Origin of the sequence: Psychrobacter sp. 78a-MNA-CIBAN-0178 (assembly GCF_040309625.1) — a bacterium.
GTDB classification, from domain to species: Bacteria; Pseudomonadota; Gammaproteobacteria; order Pseudomonadales; family Moraxellaceae; genus Psychrobacter; species Psychrobacter okhotskensis.
The window spans coordinates 156,044-174,570 of the sequence record NZ_JBEOOZ010000004.1; the positions used below are offsets into that span (position 1 = coordinate 156,044).

Annotated in this window: 14 protein-coding genes and 1 pseudogene; 4 read left to right on the forward strand and 11 right to left on the reverse strand. The window is 44.1% G+C overall.

Features of this window, described 5'->3' with window-relative positions:
- The first annotated feature begins 8 nt into the window (after positions 1 to 8).
- A complete protein-coding gene (locus AAEY80_RS04650; RefSeq protein ID WP_025653035.1) occupies positions 9 to 320 on the forward strand; it encodes a YeaC family protein in 312 nt (103 codons plus the stop codon).
- 106 nt (positions 321 to 426) lie between these two features.
- On the opposite strand, the gene AAEY80_RS04655 is transcribed toward AAEY80_RS04650, so the two are convergent.
- From AAEY80_RS04655 to AAEY80_RS04675, 5 genes and pseudogenes are all read right to left on the reverse strand, one after another.
- Positions 427 to 801 carry a HopJ type III effector protein gene (locus AAEY80_RS04655; protein WP_037026278.1) on the reverse strand — a complete coding sequence of 125 codons (375 nt, stop codon included), beginning with the start codon at positions 799 to 801 and terminating at the stop codon, positions 427 to 429.
- Positions 802 to 969: 168 nt separating this feature from the next.
- Positions 970 to 1,137, reverse strand: a pseudogene (csrA, locus tag AAEY80_RS04660) (carbon storage regulator CsrA); the annotation flags it as partial.
- Between the two features lie 371 nt (positions 1,138 to 1,508).
- Positions 1,509 to 2,795, reverse strand: coding sequence for an aspartate kinase (locus tag AAEY80_RS04665; protein ID WP_025653037.1), 1,287 nt, complete (start codon positions 2,793 to 2,795; stop codon positions 1,509 to 1,511).
- Positions 2,796 to 3,137: 342 nt separating this feature from the next.
- The gene (gene alaS / locus AAEY80_RS04670; protein WP_025653038.1) at positions 3,138 to 5,813 is read right to left on the reverse strand and encodes an alanine--tRNA ligase; all 2,676 of its coding nucleotides are present in this window, start codon (positions 5,811 to 5,813) and stop codon (positions 3,138 to 3,140) included.
- A gap of 155 nt (positions 5,814 to 5,968) precedes the next feature.
- On the reverse strand, positions 5,969 to 7,852 hold the full coding sequence (locus tag AAEY80_RS04675) for a DUF389 domain-containing protein (RefSeq protein WP_173238906.1): 1,884 nt from the start codon (positions 7,850 to 7,852) through the stop codon (positions 5,969 to 5,971).
- A gap of 309 nt (positions 7,853 to 8,161) precedes the next feature.
- Between AAEY80_RS04675 and AAEY80_RS04680 the strand changes: the two genes are divergently transcribed.
- Positions 8,162 to 8,374 (forward strand): hypothetical protein, encoded by a 213-nt coding sequence (locus AAEY80_RS04680; RefSeq protein ID WP_025653040.1) that lies wholly within the window; start codon positions 8,162 to 8,164, stop codon positions 8,372 to 8,374.
- Positions 8,375 to 8,671: 297 nt separating this feature from the next.
- Here AAEY80_RS04680 and AAEY80_RS04685 read toward each other — a convergent pair whose 3' ends face one another.
- Positions 8,672 to 10,072, reverse strand: coding sequence for a L,D-transpeptidase family protein (locus tag AAEY80_RS04685; RefSeq protein ID WP_037026291.1), 1,401 nt, complete (start codon positions 10,070 to 10,072; stop codon positions 8,672 to 8,674).
- Positions 10,073 to 10,598: 526 nt separating this feature from the next.
- On the opposite strand from AAEY80_RS04685, the gene prmB reads away from it, so the two are divergent.
- Both prmB and aroC read left to right on the forward strand, forming a co-directional pair.
- Positions 10,599 to 11,774, forward strand: a complete 1,176-nt coding sequence (prmB, locus tag AAEY80_RS04690) for a 50S ribosomal protein L3 N(5)-glutamine methyltransferase (RefSeq protein ID WP_025653041.1) — start codon at positions 10,599 to 10,601, stop codon at positions 11,772 to 11,774.
- A 76-nt stretch (positions 11,775 to 11,850) separates the two neighbouring features.
- Positions 11,851 to 12,954 (forward strand): chorismate synthase, encoded by a 1,104-nt coding sequence (gene aroC / locus AAEY80_RS04695; RefSeq protein ID WP_025653042.1) that lies wholly within the window; start codon positions 11,851 to 11,853, stop codon positions 12,952 to 12,954.
- 154 nt (positions 12,955 to 13,108) lie between these two features.
- Here the strand turns inward: aroC and AAEY80_RS04700 are convergent, their stop codons facing one another.
- The 5 genes from AAEY80_RS04700 to AAEY80_RS04720 form a co-directional block, all read right to left on the reverse strand.
- Positions 13,109 to 13,594: a hypothetical protein gene (locus AAEY80_RS04700; protein ID WP_157824067.1), complete on the reverse strand. Its 486-nt coding sequence runs from the start codon at positions 13,592 to 13,594 to the stop codon at positions 13,109 to 13,111.
- A gap of 26 nt (positions 13,595 to 13,620) precedes the next feature.
- Positions 13,621 to 13,821, reverse strand: coding sequence for a hypothetical protein (locus AAEY80_RS04705; protein ID WP_101211734.1), 201 nt, complete (start codon positions 13,819 to 13,821; stop codon positions 13,621 to 13,623).
- A gap of 110 nt (positions 13,822 to 13,931) precedes the next feature.
- Positions 13,932 to 15,692 (reverse strand): two-component system sensor histidine kinase CreC, encoded by a 1,761-nt coding sequence (creC, locus tag AAEY80_RS04710; protein ID WP_201577300.1) that lies wholly within the window; start codon positions 15,690 to 15,692, stop codon positions 13,932 to 13,934.
- Between the two features lie 82 nt (positions 15,693 to 15,774).
- Entirely contained in the window at positions 15,775 to 16,590 is an 816-nt protein-coding gene (locus tag AAEY80_RS04715; RefSeq protein ID WP_201577299.1) for a response regulator, read from the reverse strand.
- Between the two features lie 517 nt (positions 16,591 to 17,107).
- Positions 17,108 to 18,493 (reverse strand): glycerophosphodiester phosphodiesterase family protein, encoded by a 1,386-nt coding sequence (locus AAEY80_RS04720; protein ID WP_350587942.1) that lies wholly within the window; start codon positions 18,491 to 18,493, stop codon positions 17,108 to 17,110.
- Positions 18,494 to 18,527: the final 34 nt, after the last annotated feature.

The window sequence follows — 18,527 nt, forward strand, 5'->3', positions numbered from 1 at the left end:
AGAGTGAGATGGATAAGCAAACAATATTAGCAACGCTAACACCAGACGTGGTCGATAAATTCCGTATGGCCATTGAGCTTGGCAAATGGCCAGATGGCCGTAAATTAACCCCTGAGCAGCGCGACACTTGTATGCAAGCGGTAATGGTTTGGGAGCATGAGCATCTACCTGCGGCCGAGCGTACCGGTTATATTCATAAACCTGTAAAGGACGATGGCTCAATCGTCGGTGCTGAATGTGATGTCGAGCACGAACATCATTATCCCAATATGCCCAATCCTAAGGGCGCTATCCAGCCAGTTAAGTTTCGTGATAAATAAGCTTTGTGATAAATAAGCAAGAGTATCGCTAATCACAGCAGTAGTCGCTCAATAAAAAAGCCACGCTATATTATATAGCGTGGCTTTTTTGTGTGCTTAAAAATGATTAAAGCGCAGTCGTATCAACACTTGGACGGACCGTCAATGGATTCTTTTGCATCAAAAACCCTTGCCAACCCCAATGCAAAAAATTGCGGATATTGGCATGATCAGTGCCTTTAGGCGTCTCTAGCACTTTGGTATAATGCTCACCAAATAGCTTCAGCGTGTCTAATTGATTGAGACCATGGTGTTTGGCAAAACCAAAAATTTTCGCACTGCCTTCGTTTTCGCCAGCGGCATTGTGCTGCATGCCATTAACGAAAGGAGCGGGCGCATAACGATAAAAATCATCAATAAAACTGATGACATCATTGAATCCAATGGCTTTTTTATTCAAACCATTAAGTAGAGCCGATACATCTGATTGGCGAATACTCATAAATAAATGACCTCAGAGCAGATTAAAAAGCAAAGTACGGTGCTTGGTGTGTGCTCAATGATTATTAGTGGTTAGGTGTTAAGACTCAGCTTAGCGATTAAAATAGTCTTCATCATCAAAGGAAGGCGCAAAACTGCCTTGCTCAAGATGCTGCATTTGTGATTGTACCGAACGCTCATGCTGTATGCGTTGGTAAATCTCTTCGCGGTGTACGGCAATGTCTTTTGGCGCATTAACACCGATACGCACTTGATTGCCTTTAACGCCTAGGACAGTCACACTGACCTCGTCACCAATCATTAACGTTTCGCCCACGCGGCGTGTCAAAATTAACATGCGTCACACTCCTTATGTCGCATCAACAGATTATTAATCATCAGATTACTTCTCAATTACAGGACATTACCGCCGCACTAAACACACCTTGTATTTAGCTTACAAGCTACTATGTCTAACGTTAGGCGAATAGCGGTAATGATAGGTAGATTCATTTAGCCCAAATGAAAGCCCCATTATAGGGGGCATAACAGATACTGTCACGGGTTTTCACAAAACTATTAGGTATATACCAATCAGAACAATAATAAAAATAAAAATAGGATCTAAAAAGACCCTATTTGGATAAACACATTATTGAAAGTAATTGATGCCGATGTAATCGATAACTGTTAATGCTATGTCTATATTTTTAATGGTTTTAATATAAATTATAGCCCAGCGATTTTGCTGTCGCCATCTTCACGATCAAGACCAAATGCCGTGTGCAGTGATTTAACTGCTTTTTCTAGATACTGCTCTTGGATAAGCACAGATACTTTGATTTCACTGGTCGATATCATTTGAATATTGATGTTGTTTTCTGCGAGGGTTTGGAACATGAGGCTAGCAACCCCAGCATGCGAGCGCATACCAACACCAACCAAAGAAACTTTGACGACTTCGCTGTTACCCAAGATTTCTTTGGCACCAATCTCGTCTTTGACTTCATCGTTTAACACTTTCATGGTTTTGTCCATGTCAGTACGATTCACCGTAAAGGTAAAGTCAGTGGTGCCATTGGTTGATAGGTTTTGCACTATCATGTCAATTTCGATATTGGCGCGACCAATAGGGCTCAAGATAGCAGAGGCGATGCCAGGGTGATCGGGCACACCGCGCACGACTATTTTTGCTTCGTCTCGATTAAAAGCGATACCTGAGATGATTGCCTGTTCCATATTGTCTCCTTCGTCTATCGTAATTAGGGTGCCGACATTGTTCTTAAAGTCGTCGTCAAAGCTACCATCGGTATTTTCATCAAAGCTAGAGAGGACGCGTAGCGGTACGCCATATTTACCCGCAAATTCTACTGAGCGAATTTGTAAGATTTTTGAGCCTAGGCTCGCCATCTCCAGCATTTCTTCAAAAGTAATTTTTTCAAGCTTTTTGGCTTTTGAGGTGACGCGTGGATCAGTGGTATAGACACCATCGACGTCGGTATAGATTTGGCATTCATCTGCGCCCAAGGCTGCGGCAATCGCAACACCTGTCGTATCAGAGCCGCCGCGACCTAACGTCGTTGCATTACCATCCTCATCGATACCTTGAAAACCAGCCACAATCACGATATTACCAGCATCCAATTGCTCACGAATGTTTTTATCATCGATGCTTTCGATACGGGCTTTATTATGTGAGCTATCAGTTTTAATAGCGACCTGACGACCGGTGAATGAACGAGCACCAATACCAAGATCTTTGATGGCCATTGCAAGTAACGAGATAGAGACCTGCTCACCCGTTGAGACCATTTGATCGTATTCGCGAGGATCAGGCTGGGTGCTAATTTGGCGTGCCAGATCAATCAAACGGTTGGTTTCGCCGCTCATGGCAGAGACAACGACCACCACTTGATGACCATTATCATGCCAGCGCTTAACTCGTTTGGCGACGTTTTTGATGCGGTCGATACTGCCCATCGAGGTGCCGCCGTATTTCTGTACTATTAACGCCATAAAAATCTACCTATTATTCATTAATGGCCTTTTATTATCATCGATAAGCAGCAATGTATCTGTCAATCAATGCTTGCGTAGATAAAGCCGTATTATAAGAGTTGCGCCCTATGCCTTTTGTTTATCCATTGGTGCCTGCGTTAAACTGAATGAGCGATATGAATGGAATTAAGGATATGCCCAAACGTCGACCTTTATACCATACTCGGCTTGTAAGGTTAAGTGTCAGTACGGATTAGATATATGGCGATTGGTTATAAAGCGTATAACCAATCGTATCATTCCTGCTGCTCGCCCATACTAATGACGTTTAACGCACTGAATGGCAGTCAGCTAAATGGCTTATTCACCAAGCTGGGTAGTTATCCAAGCGGGTAGCGCGTCAATGACTGCTTTACTGTTGCCAGACTTCGGTGCGCCGCCTTGGGCGTAATCGGGCTTGCCGCCGCCTTTACCGCCAAGCTCACTTGCCAAATGACGAATGATATCACCGGCTTTTACTTTAGCAGTGACAGACTTTGCGACACTTGCGGCTAAGGCTAGCTGATCGTCTTTATCACCAACCAATACAATCACGCTATCAGGCAGTTTGGATTTGATATCATCCATCAGCGTACGGATTGATTTGCCATCCACACCGCCTAAGGTGCTGATAAGAACTGGCGTACCGGCGATAGTCTGCACATCATCAAGCAAGTTAGCGGCTTGCGCACTGGCCATTTTCTGTTCTAAACGCTCTAACTGCTTCTCTAGGTCGCGCTGCTTATCCGCCATAGTACGGACACGCTGTGCCACTTCAGGGCGTTTTACTTTTAGCTGACTGGCAAGCTCGCTGAGTTGTTGCTCACTTTGCTGAATGTTTTTTATGGCATTCATACCTGTGACGGCTTCAATACGGCGGATACCTGCGGCAATACCTGATTCGCTAGTAATTTTAAAGACACCAATGTCGCCCGTACGCTGCACGTGAAGACCACCACACAGCTCAATAGAGAAGGGCTGACGCTGACCATCGACAATGCTGTCGGTGCCCATAGTAAGCACGCGAACGTCATTGCCATACTTCTCACCAAACAGTGCCATGGCACCTTGCTTCATCGCTTCATCGATAGACATATGCTCGATACGGGCTGGGGTATTGGCTTGGATTTGCTCATTAACGAGACGTTCTACACGTGTAATCTCGGCAGCAGTGACGGGCTTATCATAGGAGAAGTCAAAACGTAGCACGTCGCTTGAGACCAGCGAGCCTTTTTGTGTGACTTCATCACCCAATACCTCTCTTAATGCGGCATGCAATAAGTGAGTGGCCGAATGGTTTTTGGCACTAGCAGCACGGATACTAGATAAAACTTGGGCGTCAGCTGTTTGCTTAGTGCTGATATCACCCATGGTCACGACGCCATGATGAATAATGGCTTGCCCGGATTTTTTGGTATCTTGCACTTCAAAAACACCAGATGCGCTACGAATTTCACCCAACTCACCGACTTGACCACCACCTTCAGCATAAAACGGCGTACGGTCAAGGACGATAACGCCTTCCATACCTTCGCTTAAGCTATCGACAGGATTGCCATCTTGATAAAGGGCATTAACAGTCACGCCATTTTCTTCAAGTTGCTCATAGCCGATGAATGTCGTTGGGTTGTCTACTTGAATGACACTGCTATAATCAACATCGAATTTGCCAGCATCACGGGCGCGTTCACGTTGTGCTTGCATGTGCTCATCAAACTCCGCTTCGTCGATTACAATACCGCGTTCACGAGTGATATCGGCGGTCAAATCAAGCGGAAAGCCATAAGTATCATAAAGTTTAAAGGCGGCTTCGCCAGAGAGGGTATCGCCGTCTTGTAAGCCTTCAAGTTCGCTGGCAAGCAAGCGTAAACCCTGTGCCAATGTCTTGGCAAACTGCGCTTCTTCTTTTTGAATGGCGTTTTCGATGACGCTTTGTTTGTCTTTTAGCTCTGGATAGGCAGTGCCCATTTCAGCGACCAGTGGCGCGACCATCTTATAAAAGAAATCACTATCAGCGCCCAACTTATTACCATGACGTACGGCACGGCGAATGACGCGGCGCAGCACATAGCCACGACCCTCATTACTTGGCGTGACACCATCAGCAATCAAAAATGAAACAGCGCGAATATGATCAGCGATGACTTTTAGCGACGACTGCTGCTGATTTTCAATGTCTAAAATCTCAGCAGCGGCATCCATCAAGTGCACAAATAAATCGATTTCGTAGTTGCCATGCACACCTTGCATGATAGCGCTGATACGCTCAAGCCCCATGCCAGTATCGACACTAGGAGCAGGTAGTGGCAACATGGTGCCGTCTTTTTGACGGTTAAACTGCATAAAGACACAGTTCCAAATCTCGATATAGCGGTCGCCATCTTCTTCGGGTGTACCCGGCAAACCGCCTTCAATGTCTGCGCCATGGTCATAAAACACTTCGGTACAAGGGCCACAAGGGCCAGTATCGCCCATCGTCCAAAAGTTATCTGATGCGTAAGGCGCGCCTTTATTATCACCAATACGGATAATACGCTCGCTAGGAATACCGATGTCTTTATGCCAAATATCAAAGGCTTCGTCGTCAGTCTCATAAATGGTCACATATAGACGATCTTTATCGATAGCCAACCATTCATCGGATGTCAAAAATTCCCAAATGTACTCGATACCCGCTTGCTTAAAATAATCGCCAAAGGAGAAGTTGCCCAGCATCTCAAAGAAGGTGTGATGACGCGCCGTATAGCCAACATTGTCCAAATCATTATGCTTGCCGCCCGCTCTTACGCATTTTTGCGAGGTTACTGCACGGGTATAATCACGCGGCTCCATGCCCAAAAACGTTTCTTTAAACTGATTCATACCGGCATTGGTAAATAGCAATGTCGGGTCATTGTGCGGAATTAGGCTAGATGAAGAAACAGGGGTATGCTGCTTGCTTATAAAAAAATCGATAAAAGCTTGACGAATATCGGCTGAGCGAAATGGCTGGCTCACAGCGGCTCCTTACTGACGGATAGAATTGAATAGATAAAGTAAAATAATTTTGCAAGCGATTTTAGCACAAACGCCCAAGCTCTTGGTACAAGAGTTACAACTGCTAGGTTATTCTGCGTCTCTAAATAGTCGATGGTTTTGGTAGCGCATAAAAGCTAATTGGTCAAAATCGCCGCATCGGTCTTGTCGAGTTTGTCTTGTATCAATGGATTGGACTCAATGACTTGTACTGGCAAGTAGCGCAGCTGTAGCTTAATGGGTAAATACTCAGGGAAATTCTCTGCCATATCTTGGGTAATGACAGTTTCGATTTGTCGTACATCGTATGAGGTAGGCGTCGTCTCTCCGCGAATGACCGCACGTACGACTTTATTTTCTTTCGAGGTATCAAACTGAGTATTGGTCAGTACGTTACCCTTATCAATAAAGTAGCTGTTGATGGCTTCTTTGACGCTGCTTTCAAAGACTTGCTGCTTGGCGTTGGTTTGTAGATTAATAGTTAAATAAGTGCCCAACCCTGCTAACAACAATAGGGTCACTGCATTACGTTGCAAAAAAGTCAGGTAGGTGTTTGATTTGTAGTCGTCCTTGACCAAACGACGAAAGCCTAAAAGCCATAATACAAGCGCATTGGTAAATTGGATGGCAATAATGTTGGTAACAGCTAACAGTAAGGCGCCAAAGCCTAGCTGAATCTCGCCATTGGCAAATAAAATACCACTGGCAGCCAGTGGCGGCACCAAAGCGGTTGCTACTGCTACGCCGACCACTGCCACTGATAGGTGCGGTGATACCATCGCATAAGCACCAGCAGTACCACCTGCTAAGGCAATCATCAAATCCATCGAGGTCGGCTGAGTGCGCGATAGTATCTCTGTCGTTAATGGCTGATCTTTGTGCAGCCAACCGACGACGAAGCCGACCAGTACGACCAATGATACGCCGACGATAACCGTAATCAGTGATTTACGTAGCAATGGCATACGATGATCAATAATCGCTAATGCTATGCCAGTAATGGGACCTAACATCATGGCAACCAACATGGCGCCAATGACCACGGCAGCTGAATTGGTTACCAACCCATAACTGGCGATGATGGCAGAAAGTATATTCATAATAAAATACATTTTGCTAGGCAGAGCGTTGGCCTCGATTCTGACTCGTACTTCTGGATAGTCTACCTTTTGGTTGCTGAATTGCTCAGCAACAAACTGCTTATAAGACTCCAGTTTGGCTTCTTTTTGTTCTTTGACTTCGTCCTCTTTCTCTTCCTCTTTGTCGTTATTCTCTGCCTCGTCGTTAGGCATTTTTTCTAGTGCATCATCTTTGCTTGACTCATTTTTAGATTCATTTTCAGTAGCAGTCAACGCTTTGGCATTGGGCTGCGTTTTTCCTTTGGAGGCTGGCGTGACTAGTGTTTCAGGTTCTACTGTATTTTCTGCACTTGTACCTTGTATGGACATACTTTCGTCTGTTTTGGGATCCGTCGCATCCGCCGTGGATTCATGGTCAATTGTTTTGCTAGCGTCGGTTAGCACCCTAGAATCGTCAGTAGCTTCTGCTTCAACGGTGGCTTCATCAACTAGGGTTTCCTGACTATCTTCAGTACCTTGCTTTTCTACATCATCAGCATTTGACGCGCCAACTTCTGTTTTTTCCATGTCGGCAGATGCTTGGGTTTCTGGCTCCGATGTTTCAACACTCGCCACTACCACATCGGGTCCAAGCGACTCCATCTTTACTTTAGCTTCAGGATGTTGAGCACCTAGATCATTTTCCTCAATGCCGTCTTGCTCAATGTCATTTTGCTCAATGTCGCTTTCAGTATTGCTTGGATTTTCATTGTTTAAGGTTTCATTATCCAAGGTTTTATGAGTCTGGATTTTATCATTTGGACACGACATTTCATCGACATTAGCTTCATCAGTTGCATTATTATTAGCAATAGACTCTGACACCTGCTGAGCATCAATCTGGTCTAAGGCATCTTTTGTCGTTGCTGACTCAACAGCTGACTGTTTATTAGATAAGGTCATAGTGAAAAACTTTCTTAGCGAATGACAGAAAGTCGCTATTGTAATGATAAATGTAGAAAACCGTAGGAGTTTTTTGCGACTAGGCAGGCGAGAAGTAAGCGGATGGGAAATCAACTAATACTGATAAAAGCATCATACTTTACGATTTTTTACGATAAATAATATTGCAGATAATTCCCTTATTATAACAAGGCTTTTATGCTGAGTCACCCGTTATAACTGGCTTAAAGGTTTGGATTAAATACTTACTTTCCTTGTGGATTTAGTGTATAAAGGGAGTATACCCACAACAAAAATGAGGAATAAATTATGAACTGGCCATTATTTTCTGTCATCTACTCCATAGCAGCAACCGTCACCATTGGCGTATTCATGATTGGCGCCTTGGTTACAGGGTTTAATCAGATTCCACATATCCAAATGGCAGTAGCCGCAGGTATCTTGATCTCTATTCCTGCAGGATTGTACTTTACCAAAAAAGTAGGCAGCATCACTGGTAATGAGGAAGGCTATAAAGTATAAGTCATAGGGCAGTGGGCAATTTTTACTTTACGGGTTATATTTTAAATTGATGTTCTAAGCGAGTGCTTTACATCGTTATTTTATACCGTTACTTTACATTGGCACGTTAAATACGGAAAGCTTACTTTGTAGAGTAAGCGTGGATGTATCATAAGAAAAGCGCCAATAAGACGCTGCTTTAGGAAGCTGTTTTGCTGCTCTCTGATAGTAAGTATCTAAAAATTGAGTGAAACTCAGTCATAAAAAAAGACCCTCTTAACAGGGTCTTTTTTTCATTAAGCATTTTGTTAAACTAAACTATTTTAGGACAACGGTTGCGCCATTCTCAATGTTGGCATACACCTCTAGTACATCCCAGTTAGTCAAACGTACACAACCTGCTGATGCTTGACGGCTGATACCTTCAGGTTTTGGCGAGCCATGCAAACCATAAGACGGTTTAGACAAGCCCATCCATACAACACCGACAGGGTTGTTCGGTCCTGGTGGCAGCATATGAACCTTTTTCTGAGCACCGTCACCGACAGTCGCTTTATACCAAGGCATTTTTACCTTGTTGATAATTTTGAAAGTACCCTGTGGAGACGGTGTGGCATCGCTACCAATAGTCGTTGGGTAGGTGGCGACCAATTTGTCATCATTGTAGGCGTACAATGTTTTGTCTGCTTTATTGGCGACAACGCGGTTGATGCGCTGATTCAGCGGTCCACGGGTGTTAAGGACTGTAATGGTTTCGCCAGCTTGGTAAGCTTTATTTTTATTTAGCTTATCTAAGTAGCGTACGTCCATGTGGAAGCGTTCGCCCAGCATCTCTTTGATATCTTGATAATACAAACCTTTCATTTTCGACTTCGCTTCTGAGCCAGCAGGGGTAGGCGCGAAGTTGGTTTTGAGATCATCTTCAGTCAGTGTGTAAGTCACTAACACGGGCTTATTGGCAGGAATGTTTTTGATTAAGGCATTCCATGTTTTTTGATCCATTTTGCCGGTTGCTGGCAAGCCTTTCATGGTTTGAAAGTTGATCAAGGCTTTTTTACTGTTCATACCCCAGCCGCCATCGATAGGACCCGGTGAAGCATGGTTCCAATCGAGTAATGCCTGCATTTTAATAGTCATCGCTGAGTTGACCTTCATGCTTGGTGACCAGACGGCATCATTGACTTGTTTGGCATAGTTGGACAAGTTTAGCGTGGTGTATCTTTTACCATCTTTGTCTTCGATGTTTTTGATGGTAGGGTCATCGCTAAAATCTTGACGCTTTTCGCTTTCAGGTAACTCAAAAGACAAAGGGTCAGAGGAGTCAATAGACGAGACGTCGCTAGGGGCGGCAACGGCTTGACCTTCACTAATATCATCAGTGCTGTCAGATTGCTCATCTTTACGAGTCAGCTCTTCTGCGCTCATATTATCAGCAGTGCTCGATTGAGCGGCTGCCATCGGCTTTTGGCCTTGCTTTGAATCAATCAATTGCGTCATGCGGTCAGCTGGCTTAGCAGTAGTGGCGGGAGCGCGACCATCGACTGAGCGGCTACGATTCTCTTGCACATCAAGGCTCACTTTCTTAGCGAGGCTAGGCATGGAGTCGGATGTGCGTACTGGCAATGAGCGAGTATTATCAGCGGTGGCGGCAAGCGCACTCACGCTGGCACTAACGACTACGATAGATATGGCGGTAATAAGAGGCTTTATTTTCATCATATTTAAGTTACTTGTGGTTGCTACTAATACGGCTATTATGCGCATAATTGAGACGCTTCGCAAACTTTTGACACATATTTTTATACCTATATAGTACTAAACGTCAACTGCTGACGTATTCACTACAGTTGGGCAATAATTTAGCCATGGTGTGTATGGATTTTTGCTAGATTCTAGGGCGTGTCTTCAATCCAAGCGCTTGTATTTAAATGGGCTAAAAATGGCTAAACTTTGCCAAACGTCGTCAAACAGCTGATTAATATCTCGATATTATTTGTGCTATTTTCCTCGTTTGACGGCAATTTATCTCATTTTTATGACTATTTTTAACATGAGAACATGGCCTAACTCAATACACTCAGTGTTTTTCTGTTTTTAGTAAACTAAAAAACACAGTGATTGGCGCAACCTAGTGTTTGCGTCTATAATGTAGGGCTAGATTATTATTTAATAAGTCGGCTTTTTATAGAGAGCGATTTAACCCATCCGCATGTAGTCAGTGAACATGTAATCAGCAAGGTGCGATATGTCAGAAGACCAAACAATGAGCGCAGAAGAGTTTCAAAACCAATACTTCAATGAGACTGAGCCTAAGGGCTTGGACGGTGAGATGGAGTACGATTTGAAGACAGGCCTTCTCGGTGAGCACGATGAATTTGCCAACTTGCATGCAGAGCTCGAAGAAGCGCGCGAGCAACTGGTTAGTATTCGTGATTTTATACGCTTTTCGGTCACTCAACTTCGTAACTATGATGTGGTCGTGGCTCAAGGCACGACAGATGAGTTTGCTGAAGCATCAGCGATTGTATTGCACTCGTTGTCGTTAGATTGGTCCGCGAATGAGCAGATTCTAGACTGCCGGCTGACCACGTCAGAGAAGCAATTGGTATTGAGCCTGTTAGAAGAGCGTATCGCTGAGCGTAAGCCTTTAAGCTACTTGATCAATTTATCCTACTTCTGTGATTTGCCTTTTTATGTTGATGAGCGCGTGCTCATTCCGCGCTCGCCTGTAGCAGAATTAATACGTCAACAGTTCCATCCGTATTTTGATGTCAATGAGCTGGCGAAGCCACTGGGTATGACGGTCAATGATAAGGCTACTGCCTTCTATGATCATGGTTTGGATGTCAAGCAGCTATCACAGCCTGAGCGTGTTTTAGACTTATGCACCGGCTCTGGCTGTATTGCTATTGCCTTGGCGACGCGCTTCGTCGATGCCTTGGTCGATGCTGTAGATATTGATAAAGGCGCGCTTGAAGTGGCGATGGTCAATGTCGATCATCATGATCTTGGCCATCAAGTGAATGTGATTGAGTCGGATCTGTTTGCCAAGATTCCTGCTGAAAATCAATACGAGCTGATCGTTACCAATCCGCCGTATGTCGATGCTGCTATCATGGCAGACTTGCCACCAGAGTTTTTATACGAGCCTGAGCATGCGCTAGCAGCAGGTCAAGATGGACTGGACTTGGTACACCGCATTCTTTTTGAAGCGCCAGACTATCTCAGTCCAGAAGGCTTACTGGTCTGTGAAGTGGGTGATAGTGAGTGGGCGTTAAAGCAAGCCTATCCTGAGATTCAGTTTGACTGGTTAAAGTTCGCTCATGGTGGTCATGGGGTGTTTGCGATTACTTATGATGAGCTAATGGCACATCGTCAGCTGTTCGCTCCTTTTGTGCAGATGTTAGACAGTCATAAATAAGTATAAATTAGCAGTCAAAAATTACAAACGATTGATCAAAGAAGCATAAGTTACGTTTACTTGTTTAAGGATAAATATGGCAGGCAATAGTATCGGGCAAGTTTTTACGGTCACCACCTGCGGTGAGTCGCATGGTGCCGGTCTCATGGCAATCGTTGATGGCGTGCCACCGGGTTTAGCATTATCCGCAGAAGATTTGCAGATTGATTTGGATCGCCGAAAGCCGGGCACGTCTAAGTACTCGACCCAGCGCCGCGAGTCTGACGAAGTTGAGATCATCTCTGGTGTATTTGAAGGCAAAACCACAGGTACTTCTATCGGTCTGCTGATTCGTAATACCAATCAAAAATCCAAAGACTATAGCGAAATCAAAGACACCTTCCGTCCCGGTCATGCCGATTATACTTATAGTATGAAGTATGGTTTTCGTGATTATCGCGGTGGCGGTCGCTCTTCGGCGCGTGAGACTGCAATGCGCGTGGCGGCGGGCGCTATCGCTAAGAAGTATCTGCAAGATCGCTTGGGCGTACAAATTCATGGCCATGTGACGCAGATTGGTAATGAATACAGTCAGGTCACCAACCCCGAGCAAATCGATTGGGACTTTGTCAATAGCAATCCGTTCTTTTGTGCGGATGCTGATGCCGTCAGTCGTTTTGAAACCTTGATAGATAGCTTGCGCCGAGAAGGCACCAGCTGCGGCGCCCGTCTAGAGATTATTGCTAGCGGTGTTCCAGTCGGTTTAGGTGAGCCAGTATTTGATCGCCTCGATGCGGACATTGCTCATGCAATGATGAGTATTAATGCTGTCAAAGGCGTTGAGGTTGGTGATGGTATGGCGGTCGCAGGGCAGTTTGGTCATCGCTCTCGTGATGAGCTGACGCCGGACGGCTTTACTGCCAATCATGCTGGTGGTATTTTGGGTGGTATCTCATCGGGTCAAAATATTCGGGTCAGTATCGCGCTCAAGCCAACTTCTAGTATTACTACCGCTGGCAAGAGCATCAATACAGAGGGTGAAGCAATTGAGATGCTAACCAAAGGTCGTCATGACCCTTGCGTGGGTGTCCGTGCCACGCCGATTGCAGAAGCCATGTTAGCCATTGTTTTGCTAGATCACTATCTGCGCCATCGCGGTCAAAATGCGGATGTAAAGCCACCAGTAGAATCGATTACTTAGTGGTTTGATTTCGCTAATTATTCAAGAAAAGTCTTTTCCCTGTTGATGGATTTCATTGATAAGGTAAAAGACTTTTCTATTTTAGAACTTATAAGCTATTTAGTGATCTAACCGTAATGCACTTTACCACTCAGCTTTTATAGCTTGAAGCTATTTACCCTTCTGTGACAATGATATTTTTAGCGTAATGTAAGAGTATTCTTCTATAACAAAAATTCTTGTTAGATCCTTTAGCTTCGGCGTATTGCTCATGAATAATGATGTCGTAGTCGCAAAAGCCATCTTCTGAAAATATGAAGGAGCTACCTTGACTGTCTATCATTGAGATACGGTCGCCATTATTATCATATACGCGCGTATCCCAACCTATTGAGATGTCTATTGGGTGATTTGCTGTTTGCGCGCTAAAACGAATTGAATACTGCTCCTCACTTTTAGGCGTGATAACTAACCTTTGTTGTTTATCTATCTCTTCTGAGCTTACGTCTGTGCTTTTAGAAAGATACTCGCCTTTTACTGAGTAAATATCATAGTTTGTTTTATTGATTAATTTAATATGAGTAGCAAAAAATTCGCTGTAAATAAACCATACTACAAGAAATAGTAGTAATACTTTTAATGGTTTGTTTAGTGATGACATGTTAATCATATTGGGCACTTAGTGATTTAAGCAAGCAATGGATAATCATTAACCGCCACACATTGCTGATGACGAAACACCAGAAGTAATTGCTGACTAGGAATGGCTAGCCAATGCCCAAAATCAATACTATCAATACCTTCGCATGACAGCGCTTGTAGGCAAAAATGACGACTACCGCCTAAACAGTTTTCTAGAACTTGGGTTTGATTAATAAGGTTTTTCATAGTGTTTCTACTTTTACTGTTGATGACGAATTTGAATAACAGCATCATAAAATAAAGAGATAGAAAACCTGTGTAGGAATGATGGAAGTTTAATGAATTGTCATAAATTTTTATTCTTGAGCCAAGGGTAGGGTAATGCTGACCATGACCCCAGAACGTTGCTTGATACCCGCAAATTCTCCCTCACTATGCGTATGAATATTATTAATAGCGACCTGACCACCGTGATGCTCGATGACTTGTTTGACCAATGTTAACCCCAGTCCTGTGCCCTTTTTGGGTGTAGGCGCGGATGCGGTAGAGGAATCTGCTTCATTAGCGTTTTGGCCAACGCCATAAGTAGCATGGCTGTTATGTGGGTGGCTGTTATGTGAGTGGTCGTGATGCACATGACCGTGATGAGACAAGCTAAAATAGCGGTCAAACGCTTTAGTCACCGCGTAATCTGGCAATAACTGACCATCGTTAAATATATCAATTTTGACGCTTTGTGCTGAGCGATGAATATAAATATTAATTGTGCTTTCAGCAAAATGAATGGCGTTGTCCAATACGTTTTGTAGCACTTGTACCAACCAAAATTGATCGGCAAAAACGTTAATATGAGCGGATATATCTGCGTTTAAAGGTGATGATTCACTAACCACTTTATCATCTGCATAGATATGAATAGGGGCTAGGTGCTGCTGTTGCAACTTCGCGGTATTGTCTTTTGCAAGGCTCTGCATCAACGGTAATAAGGGAGTAAGTTGTTGATTCAGTTTAAAGGTCGGTTGTTCAATCTTAGCGAGTAACAGTAGCCTATCGATTAATTGCTGCATTTTTATACTTTGTTCACCAACGGTTTGGATAAGCATCTGCCGATCGTCTTCATCCAAGCCGTCGTCCTCTAGCAGCTCGCTACTGGCACGAATGGCCGTCAACGGGCTTTTTAGCTCGTGGGTCAACGTATGCACATAGTCGTTGACATAGCCTCTATTCTCTAAGCGATGCTTCATGGTTTCAATGGTATCGGTCAAGCTATTGAGCTCATGACCTAAGTAAAAATAGGGCTTTTTGGTGTCTTCTGCCAGCGCCTTGGTATATTGGGTCACAAGGCTGATGCTTTGTTTAAGCCACCATGCCACGAGCCCAGCTAAAATAAGAGCGACAATACTAATGAGCAAGGCAGTAATCAGCATACGCCGACGAGTATTGTCCAAGTAAGGCAGCACGCTCGCGACTGGCTTACCGACGCTAACGACGCCAATTATATTGCTTGCCTCATCCTTGATTGGCTGCGCCACATACATGACCGTACCATCGCGCTGATTGTGATCTCGTGTCGTACTTCTCGCGCCGTATTGGCCTTTTAAGGTGAGATAGACATCATTCCAGCGGCTATAGTCCTGTCCTTCAGCATTGTCAGGCGTGCGGAATGAATCATAGATGACCGTGCCTTGCTTGTCTGTGACATAGACTCGAAAGCTACTATAGGTTTTTTCATCATACTTGATGTCTGGGCGGGTTATATTGTTGTTTGCTAAGGTATTAATAAATGCAGTATCAAGTTGGCTTTGATAATCCTCATCATACAGCTCTTTTGATTGCAGTGGTTGCTGTAGGCTGGCTGCTAGTAGTTTACTGGTGTCTAAGAGCGTGTCCTCAATCACTTGCTGCACGGTCGGCTTGACGTAGCTAAAAAGCTGAGTAAACACGACGATGCCGCAAATAATCAGCACTAAAGCCACTGCCAACCAAATCCTAAAAAAGATACTTAAATTTAGCAACTTTTTTGGGTCAGCCGTTTGTTGTGCCGTGCCAATGGGATGCAGTTTTGCATACCAATTACTTTGGCTGGTATTAGCACTGTTATTGGTTTGATGAGTCATAGGTCTAAAACTGCTATTAGTGCCCAGCAAGGTTGCTTTGAGCGTATAAATATACTATTTAGCAGCGAATGAACATCAAAGCCTAAGCTGGACATAACGCATAGCCAAGACCACGATGGGTATGAATGACTTCAATGCTAGAATCGACGCTTGCCAGCTGCTTACGAATGGATTTGACATGACTGTCAATCGTCCGTGCCAAGCGATGGTCAGGATAATCACTGACAGCATTGAGTAGCTGTTCACGGCTAAATACTTGATTGGGCGCTTTTAATAAGGTCAATAAGATTTTGCGTTCAGTGTTACTCAGTTCAAGCTTTTGCTCTTGCCACAGTAGCGAGTAATTGAGCGGTTGATAATGCCAGATACCAGACTGACACTCAAACGTCAGCGCTTGCCCCGACATGTTATTAGAAGAGCCATTGCTTAGTGAAGTATTGTTAGATAAAGCATGGTCGGCGCTATTATTTGCTGTTACTGTATGGTTATTGGCAGCCTGCTCATAAAGTAATTGCTCACGTCGCCAAATCGCTTTTAGGCGGGCGACCAACTCTCTAGGACTAAAGGGTTTGGCACAATAGTCATCACCGCCCATCTCTAAACCTAAGATACGATCGACCTCATCACTACGTGCAGTCAAAAATACCACAGGCACATCCTTGAGCGTACCTATATCAGGCGCATGACGTATCTGCTGGCATAGGCTTAAACCATCACCGTCTGGCAACCCTACATCCAAGATAATCGCTGATAAATCTTGCGCTTTTTCGCTACGTAGCAACGGTAGTACGCTGCTGGCATTATCTAACCAAGTGATTTGCCAGCCTTCACGCTTGCAAGTCACTTTAAGCGACATAGCAATAGCGGGATCATCTTCTACCAATAATATATGAGTCATAAGCGTTGTATCGTTTTATAAAAAAATTAAGCTAAAGTAGCGTCAATCACAGCTATATTTACAAAGATTGGAAAATGTTAATAAGGTGTCATACAGTCAGTATCAATCCATTAAATTATCGTAGCATAAAAGTAGTGCTACATTTTGCTAGCATTCATCAATCGCTGTGAAAAATTGATGGAAAAGCTGAGGCAAGTAATAGTAAGTAAGATAATGGTAGGACATTGAACCTTACTGACACTATAGTCTATTCACAATAAAAGAGCGTCACTATATCAACGTGCTACTGGTATAAATTTTTCTTGCGTGCTGTTCGCCAGCGTGACAGAGGCTGCAAAAAATTCATTCCAGTAGCCTAGTAAAATTGTATCGTTTTTAAATTGAATCTATCTTACTTTTTAGAGAGAGATACTTAAAAATTTATTTAACAGAGTTAACCAAAAAAGGCCAACTTAGTCTCAGCTAAGTTGGCCTTTTTACTAAATATATTTACCGAGATGTTTTGACCTCATAACGACTATGTCAGGCCTTTACAATTGGCATAATAGCTGACGGTCGCGGGCCAATCTGAGAAGATGCCTTTGACACCAACGTCTTGTGCCAGTACATCGATATAGTTCATCATATCGCCATCATTATTAATGGCATCGCCCAGACCACTATAATACCAGTCGCCGCCACCTGTAAGTGGCCCTGAGCGTTCGAGTGACCAGGCGAGAATATTCAGCCCGTTGGCTTGGGCTTGTGTTGCGTATGCAGAAGGCATCATTTTACCCTTGCCATTGGTAGTGACCAATAGCCACGATGCCGGTGCGATAGTATTGACACCGCGAGCTTTGATATCGGCTAATGAATGCTTCCACGTGGTCGGGTCATTTTTGTCAAAAGTCTTGCCTGCAGCAGTTTCATTACTGTCATCAATTAAGTAGACGGCATTGGCAGCAAAGAGGGGCTCGTTGTTAAGCCAGTATTCGATATCTTCAATATTAAAGGACTGCGGGTACACCTCACTAGCGGACACGCCTGCATTCTTATAAGTGTCAATTAACTGTTGACGATAAGCATCCAAACTATAACCGTTGAACGGCATAGTAACGACTGGGGCTTTCAGCTCAGGCGTATGCTTCATGCCCAAGCTGCTGGCAAGTGTAATGTGCTCTTTTAAAGTCAATAACTCACCATTTTGTGAATACAAATCCGTTCGCCACGGTGCTGTTGCATTCATATACCCACTAATACTAATCGCTTGAGGGTTCGCAGCGTCCATTTTCCCTTTGAGGCTTTTGAATTCACTCGCGCTAATATCTGAGGTTCGGCATTCAATGCTGTCTGCATTGGTTAGTACACCGTTGGCATCTATGATGGGCGGCACAGTACATTGCTTGGCTAGCGGGGTGGTAAGAATATTGGTGGTGGTGTGCAAATCGTTTTGCGCGTGGCGGCATACCAGCTCACCGTCGTTAGTAAAAGCAACATCACACTCTAATATGCCTGCGCCCATTTGTGCTGAGGCAATATAGCTGTCATAAGTATGTTCTGGCAGTTGCAATGGCGCACCGCGATGCGCAATCGAGAAATCTGTCTTGCTAGGGGTTTGCGCACTGCAAGCCATGAGCTCATCTTTCAATGGTCCTGCATCCATATCATTGACCAAATATAATGGACGCACGCCATAAGTATAAGACTGAGGCTTAGTAGGCAAGTTTTTTGATGCCTGTTTTAGTGAGGGCTTAATAGTTTGAGTGGATGTTTGAGCCAATATGTCACTATGCATATCGTATGCGGCCGTCGATGGGGTGCAAATGATAGCCAGTGCCGTCGCTATACTGATCTGCTTGATTGTTTTAAATGGCGATTTTTTAAGTTGATTGAGCCTAGCCACTGAATTATCTGACGTTGTCATGTAAACTGTCCCTACAAAAAGTGAAAAGTAATAG

Excerpts from the sequence above, each read along its gene's own strand:
- AAEY80_RS04650 (WP_025653035.1), top strand. The coding sequence starts at position 9 with ATGGATAAGCAAACAATATTAGCAACGCTAACACCAGACGTGGTCGAT.
- AAEY80_RS04655 (WP_037026278.1), bottom strand. The coding sequence starts at position 801 with ATGAGTATTCGCCAATCAGATGTATCGGCTCTACTTAATGGTTTGAAT.
- AAEY80_RS04665 (WP_025653037.1), bottom strand. The coding sequence starts at position 2,795 with ATGGCGTTAATAGTACAGAAATACGGCGGCACCTCGATGGGCAGTATC.
- AAEY80_RS04675 (WP_173238906.1), bottom strand. The coding sequence starts at position 7,852 with ATGACCTTATCTAATAAACAGTCAGCTGTTGAGTCAGCAACGACAAAA.
- AAEY80_RS04680 (WP_025653040.1), top strand. The coding sequence starts at position 8,162 with ATGAACTGGCCATTATTTTCTGTCATCTACTCCATAGCAGCAACCGTC.
- AAEY80_RS04685 (WP_037026291.1), bottom strand. The coding sequence starts at position 10,072 with ATGATGAAAATAAAGCCTCTTATTACCGCCATATCTATCGTAGTCGTT.
- prmB (WP_025653041.1), top strand. The coding sequence starts at position 10,599 with ATGTCAGAAGACCAAACAATGAGCGCAGAAGAGTTTCAAAACCAATAC.
- aroC (WP_025653042.1), top strand. The coding sequence starts at position 11,851 with ATGGCAGGCAATAGTATCGGGCAAGTTTTTACGGTCACCACCTGCGGT.
- AAEY80_RS04700 (WP_157824067.1), bottom strand. The coding sequence starts at position 13,594 with ATGTCATCACTAAACAAACCATTAAAAGTATTACTACTATTTCTTGTA.
- AAEY80_RS04705 (WP_101211734.1), bottom strand. The coding sequence starts at position 13,821 with ATGAAAAACCTTATTAATCAAACCCAAGTTCTAGAAAACTGTTTAGGC.
- creC (WP_201577300.1), bottom strand. The coding sequence starts at position 15,692 with ATGACTCATCAAACCAATAACAGTGCTAATACCAGCCAAAGTAATTGG.
- AAEY80_RS04715 (WP_201577299.1), bottom strand. The coding sequence starts at position 16,590 with ATGACTCATATATTATTGGTAGAAGATGATCCCGCTATTGCTATGTCG.
- AAEY80_RS04720 (WP_350587942.1), bottom strand. The coding sequence starts at position 18,493 with ATGACAACGTCAGATAATTCAGTGGCTAGGCTCAATCAACTTAAAAAA.